This window comes from Chloroflexota bacterium (assembly GCA_018825785.1).
Classification (GTDB): domain Bacteria; phylum Chloroflexota; class Dehalococcoidia; order JACVQG01; family JAHKAY01; genus JAHKAY01.
Window position 1 is genome coordinate 1 of the sequence record JAHKAY010000029.1, and the last position, 17,002, is coordinate 17,002.

Annotated in this window: 20 protein-coding genes; 8 read left to right on the forward strand and 12 right to left on the reverse strand. The window is 60.9% G+C overall.

Annotation, left to right across the window (positions count from 1 at the left end):
• The first annotated feature begins 1,429 nt into the window (after nucleotides 1–1,429).
• A complete protein-coding gene (locus KJ624_04305) occupies nucleotides 1,430–2,113 on the forward strand; it encodes a hypothetical protein (GenBank protein MBU2009048.1) in 684 nt (227 codons plus the stop codon).
• A 66-nt stretch (nucleotides 2,114–2,179) separates the two neighbouring features.
• On the opposite strand, the gene KJ624_04310 is transcribed toward KJ624_04305, so the two are convergent.
• From KJ624_04310 to KJ624_04365, 12 genes are all read right to left on the reverse strand, one after another.
• Nucleotides 2,180–3,373 (reverse strand): pyruvate ferredoxin oxidoreductase, encoded by a 1,194-nt coding sequence (locus tag KJ624_04310; protein MBU2009049.1) that lies wholly within the window; start codon nucleotides 3,371–3,373, stop codon nucleotides 2,180–2,182.
• Nucleotides 3,366–4,625: a pyruvate ferredoxin oxidoreductase gene (porA, locus tag KJ624_04315; GenBank protein ID MBU2009050.1), complete on the reverse strand. Its 1,260-nt coding sequence runs from the start codon at nucleotides 4,623–4,625 to the stop codon at nucleotides 3,366–3,368. Before porA ends, KJ624_04310 begins: the two co-directional genes overlap by 8 nt.
• 8 nt (nucleotides 4,626–4,633) lie before the next feature.
• Entirely contained in the window at nucleotides 4,634–4,960 is a 327-nt protein-coding gene (locus KJ624_04320; protein MBU2009051.1) for a 4Fe-4S binding protein, read from the reverse strand.
• Nucleotides 4,957–5,508 carry a 2-oxoacid:acceptor oxidoreductase family protein gene (locus KJ624_04325; protein MBU2009052.1) on the reverse strand — a complete coding sequence of 184 codons (552 nt, stop codon included), beginning with the start codon at nucleotides 5,506–5,508 and terminating at the stop codon, nucleotides 4,957–4,959. Before KJ624_04325 ends, KJ624_04320 begins: the two co-directional genes overlap by 4 nt.
• On the reverse strand, nucleotides 5,505–5,981 hold the full coding sequence (locus KJ624_04330) for a ferritin family protein (GenBank protein ID MBU2009053.1): 477 nt from the start codon (nucleotides 5,979–5,981) through the stop codon (nucleotides 5,505–5,507). Before KJ624_04330 ends, KJ624_04325 begins: the two co-directional genes overlap by 4 nt.
• Before the next feature lies 1 nt (nucleotide 5,982).
• Nucleotides 5,983–6,897: an FAD-dependent oxidoreductase gene (locus KJ624_04335; protein MBU2009054.1), complete on the reverse strand. Its 915-nt coding sequence runs from the start codon at nucleotides 6,895–6,897 to the stop codon at nucleotides 5,983–5,985.
• Nucleotides 6,898–6,921: 24 nt separating this feature from the next.
• Complete coding sequence (locus tag KJ624_04340; protein MBU2009055.1) at nucleotides 6,922–7,164, reverse strand: glutathione S-transferase N-terminal domain-containing protein; 243 nt, start codon at nucleotides 7,162–7,164, stop codon at nucleotides 6,922–6,924.
• A complete protein-coding gene (locus KJ624_04345; protein MBU2009056.1) occupies nucleotides 7,149–7,331 on the reverse strand; it encodes a hypothetical protein in 183 nt (60 codons plus the stop codon). Before KJ624_04345 ends, KJ624_04340 begins: the two co-directional genes overlap by 16 nt.
• A 25-nt stretch (nucleotides 7,332–7,356) precedes the next feature.
• On the reverse strand, nucleotides 7,357–7,929 hold the full coding sequence (locus KJ624_04350) for an endonuclease (protein ID MBU2009057.1): 573 nt from the start codon (nucleotides 7,927–7,929) through the stop codon (nucleotides 7,357–7,359).
• 226 nt (nucleotides 7,930–8,155) lie between these two features.
• The gene (rho, locus tag KJ624_04355; protein ID MBU2009058.1) at nucleotides 8,156–9,415 is read right to left on the reverse strand and encodes a transcription termination factor Rho; all 1,260 of its coding nucleotides are present in this window, start codon (nucleotides 9,413–9,415) and stop codon (nucleotides 8,156–8,158) included.
• Nucleotides 9,415–11,052: a CTP synthase gene (locus tag KJ624_04360; GenBank protein MBU2009059.1), complete on the reverse strand. Its 1,638-nt coding sequence runs from the start codon at nucleotides 11,050–11,052 to the stop codon at nucleotides 9,415–9,417. Before KJ624_04360 ends, rho begins: the two co-directional genes overlap by 1 nt.
• Nucleotides 11,053–11,296: 244 nt before the next feature.
• Entirely contained in the window at nucleotides 11,297–11,566 is a 270-nt protein-coding gene (locus KJ624_04365; GenBank protein ID MBU2009060.1) for a hypothetical protein, read from the reverse strand.
• 16 nt (nucleotides 11,567–11,582) lie between these two features.
• On the opposite strand from KJ624_04365, the gene KJ624_04370 reads away from it, so the two are divergent.
• From KJ624_04370 to KJ624_04400, 7 genes are all read left to right on the forward strand, one after another.
• Nucleotides 11,583–11,825, forward strand: a complete 243-nt coding sequence (locus tag KJ624_04370; protein MBU2009061.1) for a hypothetical protein — start codon at nucleotides 11,583–11,585, stop codon at nucleotides 11,823–11,825.
• Between the two features lie 119 nt (nucleotides 11,826–11,944).
• Nucleotides 11,945–12,910: a magnesium transporter CorA family protein gene (locus tag KJ624_04375; protein ID MBU2009062.1), complete on the forward strand. Its 966-nt coding sequence runs from the start codon at nucleotides 11,945–11,947 to the stop codon at nucleotides 12,908–12,910.
• Nucleotides 12,911–13,017: 107 nt separating this feature from the next.
• Entirely contained in the window at nucleotides 13,018–13,632 is a 615-nt protein-coding gene (locus tag KJ624_04380; protein MBU2009063.1) for a queuosine precursor transporter, read from the forward strand.
• A complete protein-coding gene (locus tag KJ624_04385; protein MBU2009064.1) occupies nucleotides 13,623–14,387 on the forward strand; it encodes a hypothetical protein in 765 nt (254 codons plus the stop codon). The genes KJ624_04380 and KJ624_04385 overlap by 10 nt, the downstream gene beginning before the upstream one ends.
• A 19-nt stretch (nucleotides 14,388–14,406) precedes the next feature.
• Nucleotides 14,407–14,901 carry a Mut7-C RNAse domain-containing protein gene (locus tag KJ624_04390; GenBank protein ID MBU2009065.1) on the forward strand — a complete coding sequence of 165 codons (495 nt, stop codon included), beginning with the start codon at nucleotides 14,407–14,409 and terminating at the stop codon, nucleotides 14,899–14,901.
• Nucleotides 14,902–14,971: 70 nt separating this feature from the next.
• A complete protein-coding gene (locus KJ624_04395) occupies nucleotides 14,972–16,192 on the forward strand; it encodes a cation:proton antiporter (GenBank protein MBU2009066.1) in 1,221 nt (406 codons plus the stop codon).
• Between the two features lie 157 nt (nucleotides 16,193–16,349).
• Entirely contained in the window at nucleotides 16,350–16,709 is a 360-nt protein-coding gene (locus KJ624_04400) for a metalloregulator ArsR/SmtB family transcription factor (GenBank protein ID MBU2009067.1), read from the forward strand.
• Nucleotides 16,710–17,002 lie beyond the last annotated feature (293 nt).

A 17,002-nucleotide genomic window follows, 5' to 3' on the forward strand; every position in this document is an offset into this window, starting at 1 on the left:
AGTACTATAATGTTCACTGCTATTTCTGGTATTTCCTTCTCCTTTCCGTTTCCCTTCATGCTGTTGCCGGGCTCCTGACTTTTGGAATTCCCTTTTATACAGACCTTTCCTTTTTCCAGACCGCCACCTGGCTCGGAGGTCCTAGTACTACTACGTTAAGGTAAGAGGAATCCATACGCCACCGGATGACCTTGCCACAGGAGGGACAGATTCCTGTCCAGCGGGCCAGCATGCGCTGGAGTTCACGACGTACCATTGAAAGGGACCAGCGCTGCCCAGAAGTTTTTTTTGAGGTAGAGAGACTCCAGAGTCAGGAAACCGAAGGCGAGCATGGTCAGAGTGACATGGTGATGCCATCCTTGCCAGGTACGTCCTTCGTAGTTGTCCAAACCCAGCTCATCCTTACCCCATTGGCGCCGTTCAGAACGGCCCAAGGTCACCAACATGTCGTCCAGAATTCCTTTCAGTCGTTCCCGAGTATGCGCTGAACATAAGGCCTTTGTCAAACATACTTAACGTAGTAGTACTAGGGAAGCCTATGACAAGCTCTATCAACAACAAATGATGGGGCCCTTGGAACGCTACGGGAGAGTAAGAGGAAAGTTTGAATATGGTGCAGAATATGGGCCCCTTGGAGCGTATAGTTCTCAGATAGTCCCTATAGAAATAGAGCTTCTACCTTGGTCTCCACCGGTACAGCAATAGTCCAGATTGTTCTGCCAGCACCGCAAGGTTCGGCCAGACTTATCCGGAGGGCGCAGCGACATACGAACCCTGTCCACGTCGAAATGGAGCGGGTCCCTTGACACAATACAGATTGTGTTTAACGTATACGTTATGCTACCAGGCCCTTCGCGCCACGGTCTTGAAGAGTAACAAGGAAGGTCTCTCTGCCGCTGGCGATTTCGGGCAGGCGGTAGGGAAATACCTGGTCTTGGCCCCCAATGGTTACCCCGAGCTATGTCAGTGTGTACACTACACACAATCATAATTGGGTCAAGGCCATCTTGAGTGAGGGGTTGGCCCCAGGTCTGAGCCTGCCCGGCCCCGCAGGGGCCGGGACCCCAGTCTAGGAGACGGGCAAGGGTTACTACGCCCATTACTCAGGCTGCGGCAAGATGACCTTCTTCAGGAGCCCTGTCGTCCTGGAGAGGCTGAAATACGGGGAGTTTCCCCCCGCTACCCCCGGCACCAGGACCTGACCCAATTCTGCCGATACTTGCCCCCCCCTCCTAGTTCTGGTAACATCTTGGCAACGAACTGGTGAGCACCCCCCGCCACCAGGCGATACCGTCGGATATGACTGGCGTTTGGCCTTGCGACCAGGGGCTATCTGGCGGACACAAGTCGGGACGGGGCAGGACAGGGGGCTAGGAATTCGTAAACCGCCGGTCGGAGGTTCGACTCCTCTCCCTGGCTGCAGGAGAAAATGAGCCGCATAGAGGAAAAACTGAAGCGCCTGGGACGGGGCGGGGTGGGGATGGGCTTCCGGGCCGCCACCGCCCCTCAGGAGCGGGGCATGCTCCTTATCGCCCGCATCTCCCCGCCGGGACCCCATTCCCTGGAGGGTCTGGTAGATGCTTTCCTGGTGGAAACGGGGGCCAAGCCCCCCAGCGGGGTGGTGTGGGGGACCAGGGCGGAGACCCCCACCCCCGAGGCCCTGGCCCGGCTGAAGGAAAAGGGCTGTGACTTCGTCATCCTGGACCCCGAGAAGGCCCCCGCCTCGGCCCTGGAGGGGGAGATGGGCTGCTTTGTACAGATAGACCCCTCCCTCCCCGATAGCTTCCTCCGGGCGGTTGAAGGGCTGGAGGTGGAAGGGGCCTTCATGGAGATGGAGGCCGCGCCACTGCGGGTCCAGCACCTGTTAGTCTGCCAGAGGGTGGCCGGACTGGTGCGCAGGCCCCTCCTGGTTGCCGTCTCCCCCGAGCTCAGCGGGGCTGATGTGGTCCAGTTGAGGCGGGTGGGGGTGAGGGGGCTGGTGGTCCGGGCCGAGGTGGGGGAGAAGCTGGAGGAGTGGCACCAGGCCCTCCTGGGGGCAAAGCAAAAGGGGAAAGAGAATGTGGTCCTGCCCCGGTCAGAGCCTCCCACCCCTGGGGAAGAAGAGGAAGAGTAGCTGGCAGGATAAGCTCGGCCACCGCGGCCGAAAGGGGCTCCGGTTCTTGCAGTCTGTGGGGTAGAATCAGGGGAGGAACTCGCCCATCACGGGGAGCCCGGCCAGGTTCTCCTCCCCGTGGGGGGCCTCAGCCAGCTCGGCGGTCAGGTCCCGGCCAGCGAGATGCTGGTCCTGGTGGGCCCCCCCCCGCCAGAGGGGGGAGGCGGAGATGTCATAGACCTTCCCTTTGTAGGCGATATAGGCAGGGCGGCCCTGCCGGCCATCAAAGGTGGAAAGCTCCTTGGGCGTAAAGCCCCGCACGGTGGGGGCGGCCTTCTCTGCGGGCTTCTCTATGATATCCTGGGGCTTCTCCGGGTCTTTAGGCTTCTCCATCAGGCCAAAGCGTTCAATATTGGCATCGGCCTTGGCCTGGATGCGGGCTATCTCTGCCTTCCCCGACTCCGTTTCAAAGAGGTGGCGGAAGCGCCCCTGGGGCCGGAGGTATTCCTCTACCGGCTTTTTCTTCCCTATCTTCCTCACCCCCACCAGCTTCCCGTCCTCATACTCGAATAGGGGATAGAGCCCCGTCTCCACCACCAGCTTGGCCAGCTGGATAGTGAGGGCGGAATCATGCCGCCAGCCCAGGGGGCAGGGGACACAGACCTGGATGTATTTGGGGCCTCTTATCCCCAGGGCCTTCTTCACCTTGCGGTCCAGGTCAAAGGGGTAGGCCACCGAGGCGGTGGCCACGTAGCGCACCCCGTGGGCCACCGCTATCATGGGCAGGTCCTTCTTTTGCTGGGCCTTGCCGAAGCTAAGCTTTCCCGCTGGCGTGGTGCTGGTGCTGGCATCATAGGGGGTGAGGCCACTCCTCTGGACCCCGGTGTTCATATAGGCCTCATTGTCGTAGCAGACGTAGAGCACATCCTGGCCCCGCTCCCAGAGGCCGGAGAGGGCCCCGAAGCCGATGTCGGCGGTGCTCCCATCCCCACCCTGGGCTATGACCTTCACCTGGTCCAGCTTCCCTAGATACTTAAGGGCCGCCTCAACGCCTGAGGCCACTGCCGCCGAGTTCTCAAAGAGGGAATGGACCCAGGGAACTTCCCAGGCGGAGAAGGGGTAGAGGGAGCTGAAGACCTCCAGGCAGCCCGTGGCGTCGGTGGCGATGATATTCCTCCCCGCCGCCCGCAACACCAGCCGCGCCCCCAGGGACTGCCCACACCCTGAACAGGCGGTGTGGCCCGAGGCAAAAAGGTGGGCGGTCTCCGTCTCTTTAGGCACTGTTTATCCCTTCCTTTCTCGGGGCCCTCTTTCGACGTGCCCCTCGGGCAAGGGCGGGCTGTTTATCCCTGCTGGCCTGCCCTATCCCCTCCAGCTCCAGGTCAGCCTTCAGGTTCAGGAAGCGGGCATCCACCAGTTCCTTCTCGGTCAGGGCCGCCTTAATCGTCTGCCGGGTTACATCCCTTCCCCCCAGGCCACAGACAAAACCGCTGACCCTGGGCTGGTGGGGCCTGTGGTGGAGAACGCTGCGGACATCAAGAAGAAGGGGCCCGGCGCTCCCCAGGGAGATGCCCTTCTCCAGGACCAGGACATCGGAGGCCCCCTTGAGGGCCTCATAGACCATCTCTTTAGGGAAGGGGCGGTAGGAGACCAGCTTCACCACCCCCACCTTCTTCCCCTGCCCCCGCAGTTCGTCCGCGACCTCCTTGGCCACCGAGACCAGGGAGCCCATGCCCAGAAGGACGGTGGTGGCATCTTCCGTACGGTATTCTTCCAGTATGCCGGCCATGGGCCGCCTGAAGATAAGCTCAAAGCTATGGGAGGCCTCCTGGATGGCGGTAACAGCCTCCTCCATGGCTCTCTGGAGCATATAGCGGGCCTCCGTGTACACCTCAGGGTTAGCGTACATCCCGAAGGTACGGGGCTCTTCCGGGTCCAGCTTGTAGAGGGGACTATAGGGGGGGAGGAAGGCGTCCACCTCTTCAGGGGTGGGGATTTCAACCGCTTCCCAGGCATGGGAGAGGATATAGCCGTCCAGGCAGACCATGGCGGGGAGGAGCACCCGATGGTCCTCCGCCACCCGGTAGGCCAGGTATATCAGGTCAGCCGCTTCTTGATTGTTTTCCGCATAGAGCTGGATGGTCCCCGAATCCCTGAGGGAGAGGGAGTCCTGCTGGTCGTTCCAGATATTCAGGGGGGCCGACACGGCCCGGTTGACACAGGAAAGGACCACCGGCAGCCTCATCCCGGCTATGTTGAAAAGCACCTCCCCCATGAGGAGAAGCCCCTGGGAGGAGGTGGAGGTGAAGGTCCGCACCCCCGTGGCCGAGGCCCCCAGGCAGACGGAAGCCGCTGAGTGTTCGCTATCGGCGTTAACATACACCGATTTCAGCTCTCCGCTGGCCACCATATCGGCCAGCTCCGCAACGATATGGGTCTGGGGGGTGATGGGGTAGGCGCAGATAACTGCCGGCCGGCAGAGGGCCACTGCCTGGGCCACCCCCTGGGAACCCTCTAGCATCCTTCGGGTCATTTCCCCTCCTATGCCGTGGACATGTGCCGGAACTCATCTTCATCGTAGAAGACGAAGACCCCCTGGGGGAGGCCCCCTTTTTCCGGCTCCATCTCAATATCGTCCACCGGGCAGACGTCGGCACAGTTGCCGCAGCCCTTGCAGTATTCGTAGTCGGAATAATAGGTGTTGCGGCCGTTCCCGTAGATACATCCCTCGGGACAGGCCAGGGCGCAGAGGTCGCAGGCGGTGCAGCGGATGTGGAGAAAATGGGGCCTCTGGTTGATGCGCCAGCTCCCTGTCTTGTTCTGGCGGCTGGTCCCTGGCAGGCCCACGAGGCCCTTGGTCAGCTTCATTTTACCATCCCCTTGGCAACGTTGTAGGCCATTCCCATAGCCCGGGCATTTTTCTGTCCCACCGCCCCGGGCCAGTGTGCCTCCACCACCCGGATGAGGGCCTGCAGGGAGACCTCACCCGTGGCCGCGGCAAAGGCCCCCAGGAGGGCCGTATTGGCCCTGTCCGCCCGTCCCAGGACCTCCTCGGCTATCTTGCCCGCCGGCACCGTGATGACCCTGGCCTTGGTCTTCACCCCCAGCTCCTCGAGGCTGACGGGCGAGTTGATAATGCCCACCCCCTCCTCTTTGAGCCCGGCGAAGACATCAAAGCCCCGGATGAGTGTGGGGTCCAGGACGATGACATAGTCGGGCTCTTTTACCTGGCTCCTGTCCCTGATAGGCTCCCGGGCCAGGCGGACAAAGGCATTCATGGGGGCCCCCATCCTCTCTGCCCCGAAGGTGGGGAAGGCCAGGGACTCCATCCCCTCCTCAAAGGCCGCCGAGGCCAGGAGCATGGCGGTGGTGATGGCCCCCTGTCCTGCACGGGCATGGATGCGCACCTCTTTCAGTTTGTCCCCCCCATCTGGGAGAGGAACTCGCTGAGCTGGAGCACATGTCCTCTCTCCTCGTCCATTATCCTGTCCACCACGGACCGGTCCTCACTCCTCACCAGGCCCCTCATCTCCCCGTAGAAAAGGATGGAGTCCTTCTCTATCCCGATGGCCGTGCGGACGGCCTCGCCCGGGGAGAGCTTCTGCGCCATCTCCCGGGCCTCCTGGGGGCTTTTGAAGACCCTTCCTGAAGCCAGAGTCTTGATATAGAGGGCCAGTTCCCCGTTGTAGCTTTCAGGGGCGGGGGCCTGGCCCAGGGAGTCCAGCATCCCCTGGAAAAGGCTCTCATGCCGCTTCTCCTGGCCCGCCAGATGTTCAAAGGTGGACCTGGCTTTCCCCGCCCGGGCCAGCTCCGAATAGAAGCTAAAACCGTTCCTTTCTATCTCTATGGCGGTCTCCAGCATCTCCCGGCCGGTGAAGAGAATGGACATCCTACACCCTTAACCTCTGGAGGTAGCGGTGGGCCTGGAGGGCCGCCTTGGCCCCCTCCCCGCAGGCCACAACAATCTGCTTCTCTGGCACATCCGTTACATCCCCGGCGGCAAAGAGGCCCGGGATGCCTGTTTCACAGCTCTTGTTCACTGGGACCTCCCCCTGGGCGTTGAGCTTCAACAGCCCGGCCACCGGGGCGGAGTTGGGCAGGAGGCCTACTTCCACCAGGACCCCCTTCACCTCCAGGCGCTTTTCCTCCCCGCTCTTGAGGTCCCGGACAAGGATGGCCTCTACCTGCTCCTTCCCCAGGACTTCCTCTGTGCGGTGCTCGGTGAGGATGGTGAGGTTTGGGGCCGCTGAGGCGTTTTCTATGAGGATGGGGTCGGCGGTTAAGGGGGTTAGGGAGACCAGATAGATCTGTGGGGAAAGCCGGAGCATATCCTGGACCGCCGCCAGGGCGGAGTTCCCCCCGCCGATGATGGCCACCTTCTCCCCGGAGAATACAGGCCCATCGCAGACAGAGCAGTAGGTCACCCCCCGCCCCCGCAGCCTCTCCTCGCCTTGGACACCCAGTTCCCGGGACCTTTTCCCCGTGGCGAACAGGACCGCCTTGGCCCTGTAGGTGAGGCCGCCGTCCGTTACTGCCTCCAGGCCCCCTTCTATCTGGCGGATGTCATTTACCTTTATCCCCAGCTTAACCTCAATGGGATATTGTTTAAGCTGAGTTTCAAACTTTTCCATCAGTTCTGGGCCTTCAACGAACTGGTAGCCCATGTAGTTCTCCACCCGCAGGTTCTCGTTTACCTGTCCCCCCAGCTCGGAGGCCACCAGGACGGTGGAGAGCTTCTTCCTGGCGGCATACACGGCGGCGGTCATCCCCGCTGGTCCCCCGCCGATGATGAGGAGCTCATACATCGCTTCTTCTCAAAGAGGAGATAGCTATTTCTGGGCCAGGAGCCTATCCCTCAGGACGGGCTCATTGAACCCGATGACAACTTCCCCATCAATATCAATCACCGGTACGCCCATCTGCTGGGACTTGCGGATCATTTCGTGGCGGGCATCGTGGTCCGAGGCCACATCCTTTTCCTCATAGGCCAACTGGTTTTCCTGGAGGAATTTTTTGGCCCGGTGGCACCAGGGGCAGGTGGGGGTGGTATAGATGGTCACTTTTGGGGCCATGGTCCTCCTCCCGATGGGGCGGAGATACCACAGCTCCTGGTATCGGAAGCCTTCATCTTGGCCTTTATCTCCTCAATGAGTTTCAGGGCCCCTTCGGCATCCTTGTCCAGGGCGATGCGGGCCAGCTCCTGCAAGTCCTCCTCGTTGAAGGTAAAGGTCTTCTTCATGTTGCCTCCTTAGATAGATGAATTATTATACCCCATTCTGAGAGAGGAAAGAAGTGCAGATGTCCTTCACCGGGCAGGGGGGACAGCGGGGCTTCTTTCGACAGAGCTCCTTGCCGTGGCGCACCAGGAGGGCATGGTATTCATTGAACAGCCCTTCCTTGGGGGGCAGGTCTTCCATGAAGAACCCCTGCCAGCGCCGGTAGCTATCCCCCCCTGGCCCCAGGCCCAGCCGGGAGAAGATGCGCCGGGTATAGGCATCCACTACAAAGACGGGCCTGCGGCCGGCATAGAGCAGGATGGAGTCTGCTGTCTCCTCCCCGATGCCGTGGACCTCCAGGAGCTTCTCCCTGAGGCCGGGGGTGGCTTCTGAAAAGAGCCCTGCCAAGTCATCGCCGTAGCGCCCCACGAATTCAGCCAGGGCCTTGAGCTTGCTTGCTTTGGCCTGGTAGTAGCCCGAGGGCCGGATGAGGGCGGCCAGTTCCTGATGGGTAAGCTCCCTCAAGGCCCGGGGGGCGAGGGCCCCTGCCCCTTTCAGGTTGACCAGGGCCTTTTCCACATTGACCCAGGCGGCCGCCTGGGTGAGGATAGCCCCCGCCATCACCTCCCAGGGGGTCTCCGCCGGCCACCACTGCTGGGGCCCGTAGTGGCCGTACAGCCGGCGGTATATCTCCAGCAGGGCCTCCCTAGAGCCGGACGGGTATCTCCTGCTCAATGGCTGACTCCCCCATCATAGCCCTTCCGTTGACAGCTTCTATCTTTGGCCCGATATACATTGCCGGCTTTCGGGCCGGTGGGACGGGGTGTGGCGATGGACGGGCTGGAGGCTAGACGTCCTTGATGGTGGCCAGGAACTCGGCGTTGGAACCGGTGCGGGCCAGCCTCTCCAGGAGCCTCTCGGTGGCCTCGGAGGGGTTGTTGGAGTCAGAGGCCACGAGGGCCACCATCCGCCGGAGGAGCCAGACCTGCTTTACGGTCTGCTCGTCCAGGAGGAGTTCCTCCCGGCGGGTGCCGCTGCGCAGGATGTCTAGGGCGGGAAAGATGCGCTTTTCCGCCAGTCTCCTGTCCAGGTGGAGCTCCATGTTCCCCGTCCCCTTGAACTCCTCGTAGATAAGGTCATCCATCCGGCTCCCGGTGTCCACCAGGGTAGTGGCGATGATGGTGAGGCTCCCCCCCTCCTCGGTATTCCGGGCGGCACCGAAGAAGCGTTTGGGGGGATAGAGGGCGACTGAGTCAATGCCCCCGGAAAGCGTTCGGCCACTAGGGGGCATGGCCAGGTTATAGGAGCGGGTGAGGCGGGTAATGCCATCCAGGAGCATGACCACGTCCTTGCCCAGCTCCACCAGGCGCTTGGTGCGCTCCAGGGCCAGCTCTGCCACCCGGGTGTGGGTCTCCACCGGCTCATCAAAGGTAGCCGCCACAACCTCCCCCTTCACCGAGCGCCTCATGTCGGTGACCTCCTCCGGCCGCTCCCCGATGAGAAGGACCATAAGGTGGATATCGTTGTAGTTGGTGGTGACAGCATTGGCAATCTGTTTGAGGAGCACGGTCTTGCCCGCCTTTGGGGGGGAGACGATGAGGCCCCGCTGCCCCCTCCCGATGGGGGCGATAAGGTTCATGAGGCGGGTGGTCAGGTTCTGGGGGCTGGTCTCCAGGTTGAGGAGCTTGTTGGGGAAGATGGCGGTAAGGCCGCCAAAGTGGGGCCGGCTCTTGGCCTGCTCCGGGTCAATGCCGTTGACCGCTTCCACCCGTAGCAGGCTGTGGTATTTCTCCCCCTCCTTGGGAGGCCTTACCTGGCCTGTGACCTGGTGCCCCGTCCTCAGCCCAAAACGCCTTATCTGGGAAGGGGAGACATAGACATCGGTGATGGAGGGGATGTAGTTCTGCCCCCTCAGGAACCCATAGCCCTCGTCCATTATCTCCAGAATGCCGCTGGAGAAGATAAGGCCCTGCTGCTCCGTCTGGGCCTGAAGGAGGCGGAGGATCAGGTCCTGCTTCCTGAGGGCGCCATAGCCGGTAATCCCCAGCTCCTTGGCGATTTCCAGTAGCTCTTCCCGGGTTTTGGTTTCCAGTCCGACCAAGTTCATCATCTTCTGCTCTCCTTTTCTAGGGGAAGTTGGGCCCCTTCCACCAGCACCTCCTTGGCCACCCCGATAAACTCCCGAAAGAGGGGGTGGGGGCGGTTGGGGCGAGAACGGAACTCGGGGTGAAACTGGGTGCCCAGCATGAAAGGATGGTGGACCACCTCTGCTATCTCTACCAGCCGGCTATCGGGGGAGAGGCCGCCGGCCACCAGCCCTGCCCTCTCCATCTCCTCGCGGTAGCAGCTGTTGAACTCAAAGCGATGGCGATGGCGCTCGTAGACCAGGGGCTCCCCGTAGGCCCGATAGGCAATGGTCCCCGGCACCAGCTTGCAGGGATAGGAACCCAGGCGCATGGTGCCCCCTTTCTGCTCCACCCCCCGCTGTTCCGGCATCAGGTCAATAATGGGGCAGGCGGTGACAGCGTCAAACTCGGTGGAATTGGCCGTGGGATATCCCAGGACGTGGCGGGCAAATTCAATCACCAGCACCTGCATCCCCAGGCAGAGGCCCAGATAGGGCACAGAGTTCTCCCGGGCATACTGGGCGGCTCGGACCATCCCCTCAATCCCCCGGTAGCCAAAACCCCCCGGCACCACAACCCCCTGTACCTGCCTCAGCAATCCTGCCCCGTCCTTCTCCAGGTCTTCGGAGTGGACCCAGAGGATGGAGACATCGCGGTTGTGGTAGAGCCCGGCATGGGCCAGGGCCTCCCGCACCGAGAGATAGGCGTCCTTCAGCTCCACATACTTGCCCACCAGGGCAATGGTGACGGTCCCCTTGGGTGCCTTGCTCTTCTCTACCAGTTTCCGCCACTCGGAAAGGTCCCGGGTGGTGGGGGTAAGAGCCAGCCTTTCCGCTATCAGCTCCCCCAGCCCCGCATCTTCCAGGAGAAGGGGGACCTCATAGATGGTAGAAACCGTGGGCAGGGGGATGACCGCCCCGGGTTCCACATCGCAGAAGAGGGAGACCTTGTCCCTCACCCCCGGTGGCACGGGGTGGTCACTGCGGCAGAGGATGACATCCGGCTGGATGCCGATGCGGCGCAGCTCGTTGACGCTGTGCTGGGTGGGCTTGGTCTTGAGTTCCCCGGTGGCGGAAATGTAAGGCAGGAGGGTGATATGGATATAGAGGACGTTGTCGCGGCCCACCTCTTTCCGCATCTGCCGGATAGCTTCCAGGAAGGGCAGTCCCTCAATATCCCCCACCGTCCCCCCCACCTCCACGATGACCACCTGTGCCTCCGTTTTTTCCCCTATTCCCTTTATCCGCCCCTTTATCTCATTGGTCACATGGGGGACCACCTGGATGGTTCCCCCCAGGAAGTCCCCCCGCCTCTCCCGGCCCAGGACGGCGCTGTATATCTGTCCTGTGGTCACATTGGAGGCGTTGGTGAGGTCCACATCAATGAAGCGCTCGTAGTGGCCCAGGTCCAGGTCTGTCTCCGCCCCATCCTGGGTGACAAAGACCTCTCCATGCTGGTAGGGGGACATGGTCCCCGGGTCCACATTGAGATAGGGGTCCAGTTTCTGGACTGTCACGGAAACCCCCCGGCTTTTGAGGATGCGGCCTATTGAGGCGACGGTGACCCCCTTGCCCACCGAGCTCACCACCCCTCCGGTCACAAAGATATATCTAGTCATAAATAGCTGAGGGCCGCCTCCATAGTCAATACTGCTTCCCGTTTCCTTCGCCAAACTAAGAGAATTCCTTGATGATTCTAAAGGGGGACAACCCGTTTATTCTAATTCTAGGGTCCCATCCCTCCCTTGTCAAGAGCAGAAGGCCGCCAGGGGGCTTCCGCCAGAGATGCGAGCCTGGCGGCCTGGCAGCTCTCCCTGTGAACATCGGGTGATGGGGGGGCGCACAAATTTCCTGAAAGATGTGCTATAATCCCTGCGTGAAGGTTTTGGCCACAGCTATAATCGCGATTGCCCTGCTCCTGGGGGGGTGTGGCTCTCCCACCCCGACACCTATGGCCACTTCGACCCCTACACGCACTCCTACACCCACCTCCTCCCCTACACCCATGGCAACTTCGACATCTACACGCACCCCTACGCCCACCTCCTCTCCTACACCCACGCCAGGGCCTAGCCCCACGGCTACTCCCTCTACAGCTGCGGACACAACACCGCCCATCATCAGCGATATCAAAATCCTGGATATTTCTATGACCCACATAGACATTGGCTGGAAAACCAATGAGCCAGCCACCACCCAGGTGGAGTATGGCCTGACTCTCGAATACGGTTCTATGACTCCACTCTACCCAGACCTGGTTATCAACCATGGTGTAACCCTGGAGAAGCTCTTGGACCTTACCAACTATCACTTCAGGGTCAGGTCGAAAGACGCTGCAGGCAACGAAGCCATATCCGAAGACCATGTTCAAGCCACCTACTACCATATTTGACCCCGCATAAGCTCCGTCTCCTGAAATCCCCCTCTATTTCCCTGGCAAACTCCCCCTGAACAGCGCCTCAGCGGGTTGGAGGCTTTGTCTGTGCTCCTGTTTGTGATAGAATACAAGCCGTGGCCAAGGCGGCGAAGGTAGAAGCTCCGGAGGTCAAGCGTGAAGCTCGCCTGGAGATGGTGAGTGGGGAGGGGTGCACCTGGCTCAATGTGGAAAAGCCCACCCACAAGGAGCTGGACTACCTGGCCCAGTACTATCCCTTCCACCCCATGGACCTGGATGACTGCATCTCCCGCATCCAGCTTTCCAAGCTGGACGAATACCCCGACTACCTCTTCGTCATCCTCCATTTCCCACTGTTTAACAAGCGGGCCCGGTTCACCACCGCCAGCCAGGTTTCCGTCTTTGTAGGGAGAGACTTCCTGGTGACAGTACATTCCGGGGACCTGAAGCCCCTGGTCAACCTCTTTAAGGAGTGCCAGGAGAAGGAAGAATCCCGTCAGGAATACCTGGGGAAGGACCCGGGATTCCTTCTCTACCGGCTGGTGGATGCATTGGTGGACTTCAGTCTCCCCATGATGGACAAGATCCTGGCCAACCTGGAGCGGGTGGAGGACGAGGTCTTTGACACAACGGTGGATGCGGCCCAGGAGGTGGCCGTTCTGAGGCGGGACATCGCTGCCCAGCGGCGCATCTTCTGGCCCATGAAGGCGGTGTTGGCCGAGCTGGAGCAGAAGGCCCAGCGCTTTACCAAGGTGGACCTGAAGGTATATTTCGGCGACATCAACGACCACCTCAGCCGTATCTGGGGCACACTGGAGGAGGCCAAGGAAACAGTAGAGATATACAAGGACACGGACTTTGTCCTCGGCCAGGACCGCCTGCAGAGGATCATGGCTATCTTGACCATGATCATTGCCATCACCCTTCCCTTCAGCGTTATCTCCTCCATATACGGTATGAATATACCCCTCCCCGGTTCCGGCTCCTCGGGGCACCCTTGGGTAGGGCTGGTCCTTATCTTGCTCATGACTGCCGCTGCCGTGGGCCTCATCTTCTTCTTCCGGCGCCGCCGCTGGATATAGCCTAATCCCCGTGAAAGATTCGCTTCGCCCTTTTTCATGGGGCCCCCTAAGACAAGAAAGCAGACCCGGGGTCCCCTGAAAAACGGAGTTTTTCAGGGGGTTCGCGTATGACGGCGGCCATCCTCCTCAGCGGCATATACATTGCCTGCGAGCTGATAGCCAATGTCACCGCCTCAAAGCCTGTAGCGGTGGGTGGTATTGTGGTGCCTGCCGCCGTCTTTATCTATGCCCTGACCTTCACCCTGGTGGACCTCATCAACGACCGGCTGGGCAAAGACGGGGCCAGGAAGGTGGTCTATACCGCTTTTGCCGCCAATATCCTCTTGGCGGGCTATATCCAGTTTTCCGTAAACCTACCCCCCGCCCCCTTTTACCAAGGGCAGGAGGCCTTCCGGGCGGTCCTGGGGTCCACCCCCCGGATTGTGGCGGCCAGCCTGACCGCCTATATCATCTCCAGCCTCATTGACATAGAGGTCTTTGCCTGGTGGCGGGAGAGGGTGGGGAGGTACCGCTGGGCCCGGGTCCTGGCCTCCAACGCCGTTTCCACCCTGGTGGACAGCATCGTTTTCATCACCGCTGCCTTCTGGGGGGTCTTCCCCGTCCTGCCCCTTATTCGGGGGCAGTATATCGTGAAGATGGCGGTGACGGGGGTGAGCCTGCCCCTTATCTACCTGGTGAGGGCGGCCCGCCCTGCCCCGGCCCGGGAGGCGGGATGGAAGTAGAGGTCCTGGGGGCCCACAACCTGACGGACGCCGGGAGGCGGCTGGTGGCCCTGAGGGTGGACGGGTGGCTGGGGGTGGATGCGGGAAGCCTTTCCTCCGGCCTCACCTTTGAGGAACAGCTTAAGATAAGGGCCGTCCTCCTCAGCCACCATCATTTTGACCACATCCGGGATATCTTCACCCTGGGGCTTTTCCGGGCCTACCAGGGCTACATATCCCTTTATGCCACCGCTCCCACTCTCCAGGTGCTCACCTCCCTCCTGGATGGGCGGATATATCCCGACTTTCTCCACTGGCCCCCCGAGTCCCCGGTCTATCGCCCCTATACCCTGGAGCCCTACAAAACAATAGAGGTGGAGGACTATAAAGTCCTGCCCCTCCCCGTTCCCCACCCCGGCCCGGCGGTGGGCTTTGCCATTACCTCCCCCCAAGGGAGAAGCTTCTTCTACAGCGGAGACAGCGGGCCGGGGCTGGCTCAATGCTGGACCCACATCACCCCCGACCTTATGGTCCTAGAGATGACCGGCCCCAGCCGTCTTGAGGAGGTGATGCGCCGGTCGAGTCACCTCACCCCCGGGGTCCTGAAGGAAGAGCTGGTGGAGTTCCGCAAGCTCCACGGCTATCTGCCCCCGGTGGCCCTCCTCCATTACACCCCTTCCCTGGAGGAGGAGATACGGCGGGAGGTGGCGGAGCTGGCCAAGGAGCTGGGGGCCTCCATCTCCCTGGCCCAGGACGGGACCAGGCTCCAGGTCTAGCCCCTTTCAGGCTGTCCCCATGAAGTTCCTGGTGGATATGAACGTAGGGAAGCTGGCCCGCTTGCTTCGCATGATGGGCTATGATGCCTTCCTCTTCCAGGGGCACGATGATGGGGCCCTGGTAAAGCGGGCCCTGGCGGAAGGAAGGGTGGTGCTGACCAAGGACGGCCAGGTCTTTCAGCGCCGCCTGGTGAGGCTGGGGAGGCTGAAGGCCTTAAAGATTGAGGGGGAAGACCCGTTCCTCCAGCTCCGCCAGGTGGTGGAGGCCTTCCGCCTGAAATACGACTACGACCCCTTCTCTCTCTGTCTTGAGTGCAACGTGCCCCTGGAGCCCAGGGCGAAGGAGGAGGTAAAGGGCTTGGTCCCCCCTTTCGTCTACGAGAGCCAGGAGGAGTTCCGCCAGTGCCCGGCCTGCAAGCGCCTCTACTGGCGGGGGACCCACTGGCAGCACATGGGCCGGGTCCTCCGGGGGCTGGAAGGGAAACCCCAGTCCTCAGAGCGGGAAGCTCGGTAGCATACCCTCCTTTCCTTAGATTATAATAGGGGCGCCCATCCGGCTCATCTTCTCTGGAGGTGGCGAGGCCTTGCCCGAGTCCTTTGCGTTGGATTTCGTCATAGTGGTAGCCGCTGCGCTGTTGGGCGGCATCGTTGCCCGCAGCGTAAGGCTGCCAGCAATGGTCGGCTTCCTTCTCGCCGGCATCGCTGTCGGCCCGTACACCCCAGGCCCTGTTACCAGTCTGGAGAGGGTCAATCTGGTGGCCACTTTGGGCGTCGCCTTTCTTATGTTCGCCCTGGGCGCTCAGTTCCACCTTTCCAAGCTGCGCCGTTACCTCGGGTTGACCGTGTTCGGGGCCACAATACAGGTGGTCCTGACAGCCGGGCTTACCATCCTCATAGCTTGGCCGTTCCACCTCCCTATCTGGCAGGCTGCCCTGTTCGGCATCTTCATCTCCATGTCCAGCACGGTAGTGCTGGCTAAGTTACTAGAGGACCGGGGCATGCTGGACTCTCTCTACGGCAAGATGGCCCTCTCTATTGCCCTGGGGCAGGACCTTCTCTCGGTGCCCATGATCGCTCTGCTGCCATTTCTAGGGCAGGAGCTGCAGGTTGCGGTCCCCTCCATTGCGTTGGTGCTGGGAAGGGCGGTAGCCATCATAGCCGTGGCCTATCTGGTCGGGCTCTACCTTCTGCCGTGGCTACTGGACCGGGTGGCTGCTCAGGCGCGGGAGCTATTCCTGTTGAGCGTGGTGCTTATCGCCGTGGGAGTGGCGATGCTTTTGGAGCAGCTGGGGGTGTCCTTTATTCTAGGAGCCTTCATCGCCGGCCTGGTGATCGCCGACTCCCGCTATAGTGGGCGGATACTAGCGGAAGCGGTCCCGCTGCGAGATATCTTTGCCCCGTTCTTTTTCGTCTCGGTGGGTATGCTTTTTGACTTGCGTTTCGTGGGGGCGAACCTGGGGCTTGTGGCACTGACCGTCATCCTTGTCATTCTGGGGAAGCTGCTGATAATAACTGCCGTCGCCTTGCTCTTCCGCTATCCCGCCAGGAGCGCTCTACTGGCCGGCTTTGCCCTGGCCCAGGTCGGCGAGTTCTCTTTTGTATTGGCTCAGCTCGCCCTCACCCAAGGTGTTATCCAGCATAACCTCTTCTCGCTGGTCATCGCCTGTGCTCTAGTCTCTATCTTTGTGAGCCCGCTGCTGATGGCGATGGCAGGCCCAACGGCGGGCTTCCTGGAGCGTATACCTGTCCTGGGAAGGGCCTTCCGGGGGCTGGAGGGGGTGAACGAGGCCCCCCCCAAATCGTGAGCGGCTCCACCTTCCTCCACGGGTCCGAATGCTCCCCAGACCAATGGAATGGCCCCCCCTTCTTAACCTCCCAGTCTAACATCATAACTGGGCTGGATTTTGGGGGCAGGTCATGGTACGCTATAAGCGTGGATGCGCTTATACGGAGCAAGCAGATATGCGTGAATTGGTGAAGACTTTCAAGGCCCTCTCGGACGAGACCAGGCTCAGGATACTGAACCTGCTCTTGGAGAGGGAATGCTGTGTCTGTGAGGTAATGCAGGCTTTGGACATCTCGCAGACGAGGGCTTCCAGGAACCTCAGTGCCTTGTATGACGCTGGTTTCTTGAAGCTCAGGAAGGATGGCCTGTGGTCGCTGTACTCGATAGACCCGGAGGGAATGAAAGCACATCGCTGCGACCTGGTCGGGGCTATGAGGAAGGCGCTAGAGGGCAACGAAGTGATGACCCTGGACAGGGAGCGCCTCAAGAGGGCTGAGCGCGTTGGGCCTGGTTGTGTCCGGCAGACGGCGAGGTAAGGCCTCTCTTTTTTTGTGCAGGCGCATGCGTTAGTGAGCATATAGGGAAGGGGCTATCGCAGGGATGGTGGTGCCATGCTTGTTGATGAGACGGCTACGAAAAAGGAGGCACATAATGCTCGAAATAGGGAAGAAGGCTGTTTCCCTGAACGAGAGCGACCTACTTGAATTAACAAGGATTGTGACCGACGCGGACGAGAGAGCCCCTCGGGTTCCTCAAGAAGGCTATCTACGACCGCGTCGTCCGCAGTCAACGAGGCAGGCTGAAGTCACATCTTGACGGCGCTAGTCCT

Coding starts and splice junctions, on each gene's coding strand:
- KJ624_04305 (MBU2009048.1), top strand. CDS start 1,430: ATGAGCCGCATAGAGGAAAAACTGAAGCGCCTGGGACGGGGCGGGGTG.
- porA (MBU2009050.1), bottom strand. CDS start 4,625: ATGACCCGAAGGATGCTAGAGGGTTCCCAGGGGGTGGCCCAGGCAGTG.
- KJ624_04320 (MBU2009051.1), bottom strand. CDS start 4,960: ATGAAGCTGACCAAGGGCCTCGTGGGCCTGCCAGGGACCAGCCGCCAG.
- KJ624_04330 (MBU2009053.1), bottom strand. CDS start 5,981: ATGTCCATTCTCTTCACCGGCCGGGAGATGCTGGAGACCGCCATAGAG.
- KJ624_04335 (MBU2009054.1), bottom strand. CDS start 6,897: ATGTATGAGCTCCTCATCATCGGCGGGGGACCAGCGGGGATGACCGCC.
- KJ624_04340 (MBU2009055.1), bottom strand. CDS start 7,164: ATGGCCCCAAAAGTGACCATCTATACCACCCCCACCTGCCCCTGGTGC.
- KJ624_04345 (MBU2009056.1), bottom strand. CDS start 7,331: ATGAAGAAGACCTTTACCTTCAACGAGGAGGACTTGCAGGAGCTGGCC.
- KJ624_04350 (MBU2009057.1), bottom strand. CDS start 7,929: ATGGCGGGGGCTATCCTCACCCAGGCGGCCGCCTGGGTCAATGTGGAA.
- rho (MBU2009058.1), bottom strand. CDS start 9,415: ATGAACTTGGTCGGACTGGAAACCAAAACCCGGGAAGAGCTACTGGAA.
- KJ624_04360 (MBU2009059.1), bottom strand. CDS start 11,052: ATGACTAGATATATCTTTGTGACCGGAGGGGTGGTGAGCTCGGTGGGC.
- KJ624_04370 (MBU2009061.1), top strand. CDS start 11,583: ATGACCCACATAGACATTGGCTGGAAAACCAATGAGCCAGCCACCACC.
- KJ624_04380 (MBU2009063.1), top strand. CDS start 13,018: ATGACGGCGGCCATCCTCCTCAGCGGCATATACATTGCCTGCGAGCTG.
- KJ624_04385 (MBU2009064.1), top strand. CDS start 13,623: ATGGAAGTAGAGGTCCTGGGGGCCCACAACCTGACGGACGCCGGGAGG.
- KJ624_04390 (MBU2009065.1), top strand. CDS start 14,407: ATGAAGTTCCTGGTGGATATGAACGTAGGGAAGCTGGCCCGCTTGCTT.
- KJ624_04400 (MBU2009067.1), top strand. CDS start 16,350: ATGCGTGAATTGGTGAAGACTTTCAAGGCCCTCTCGGACGAGACCAGG.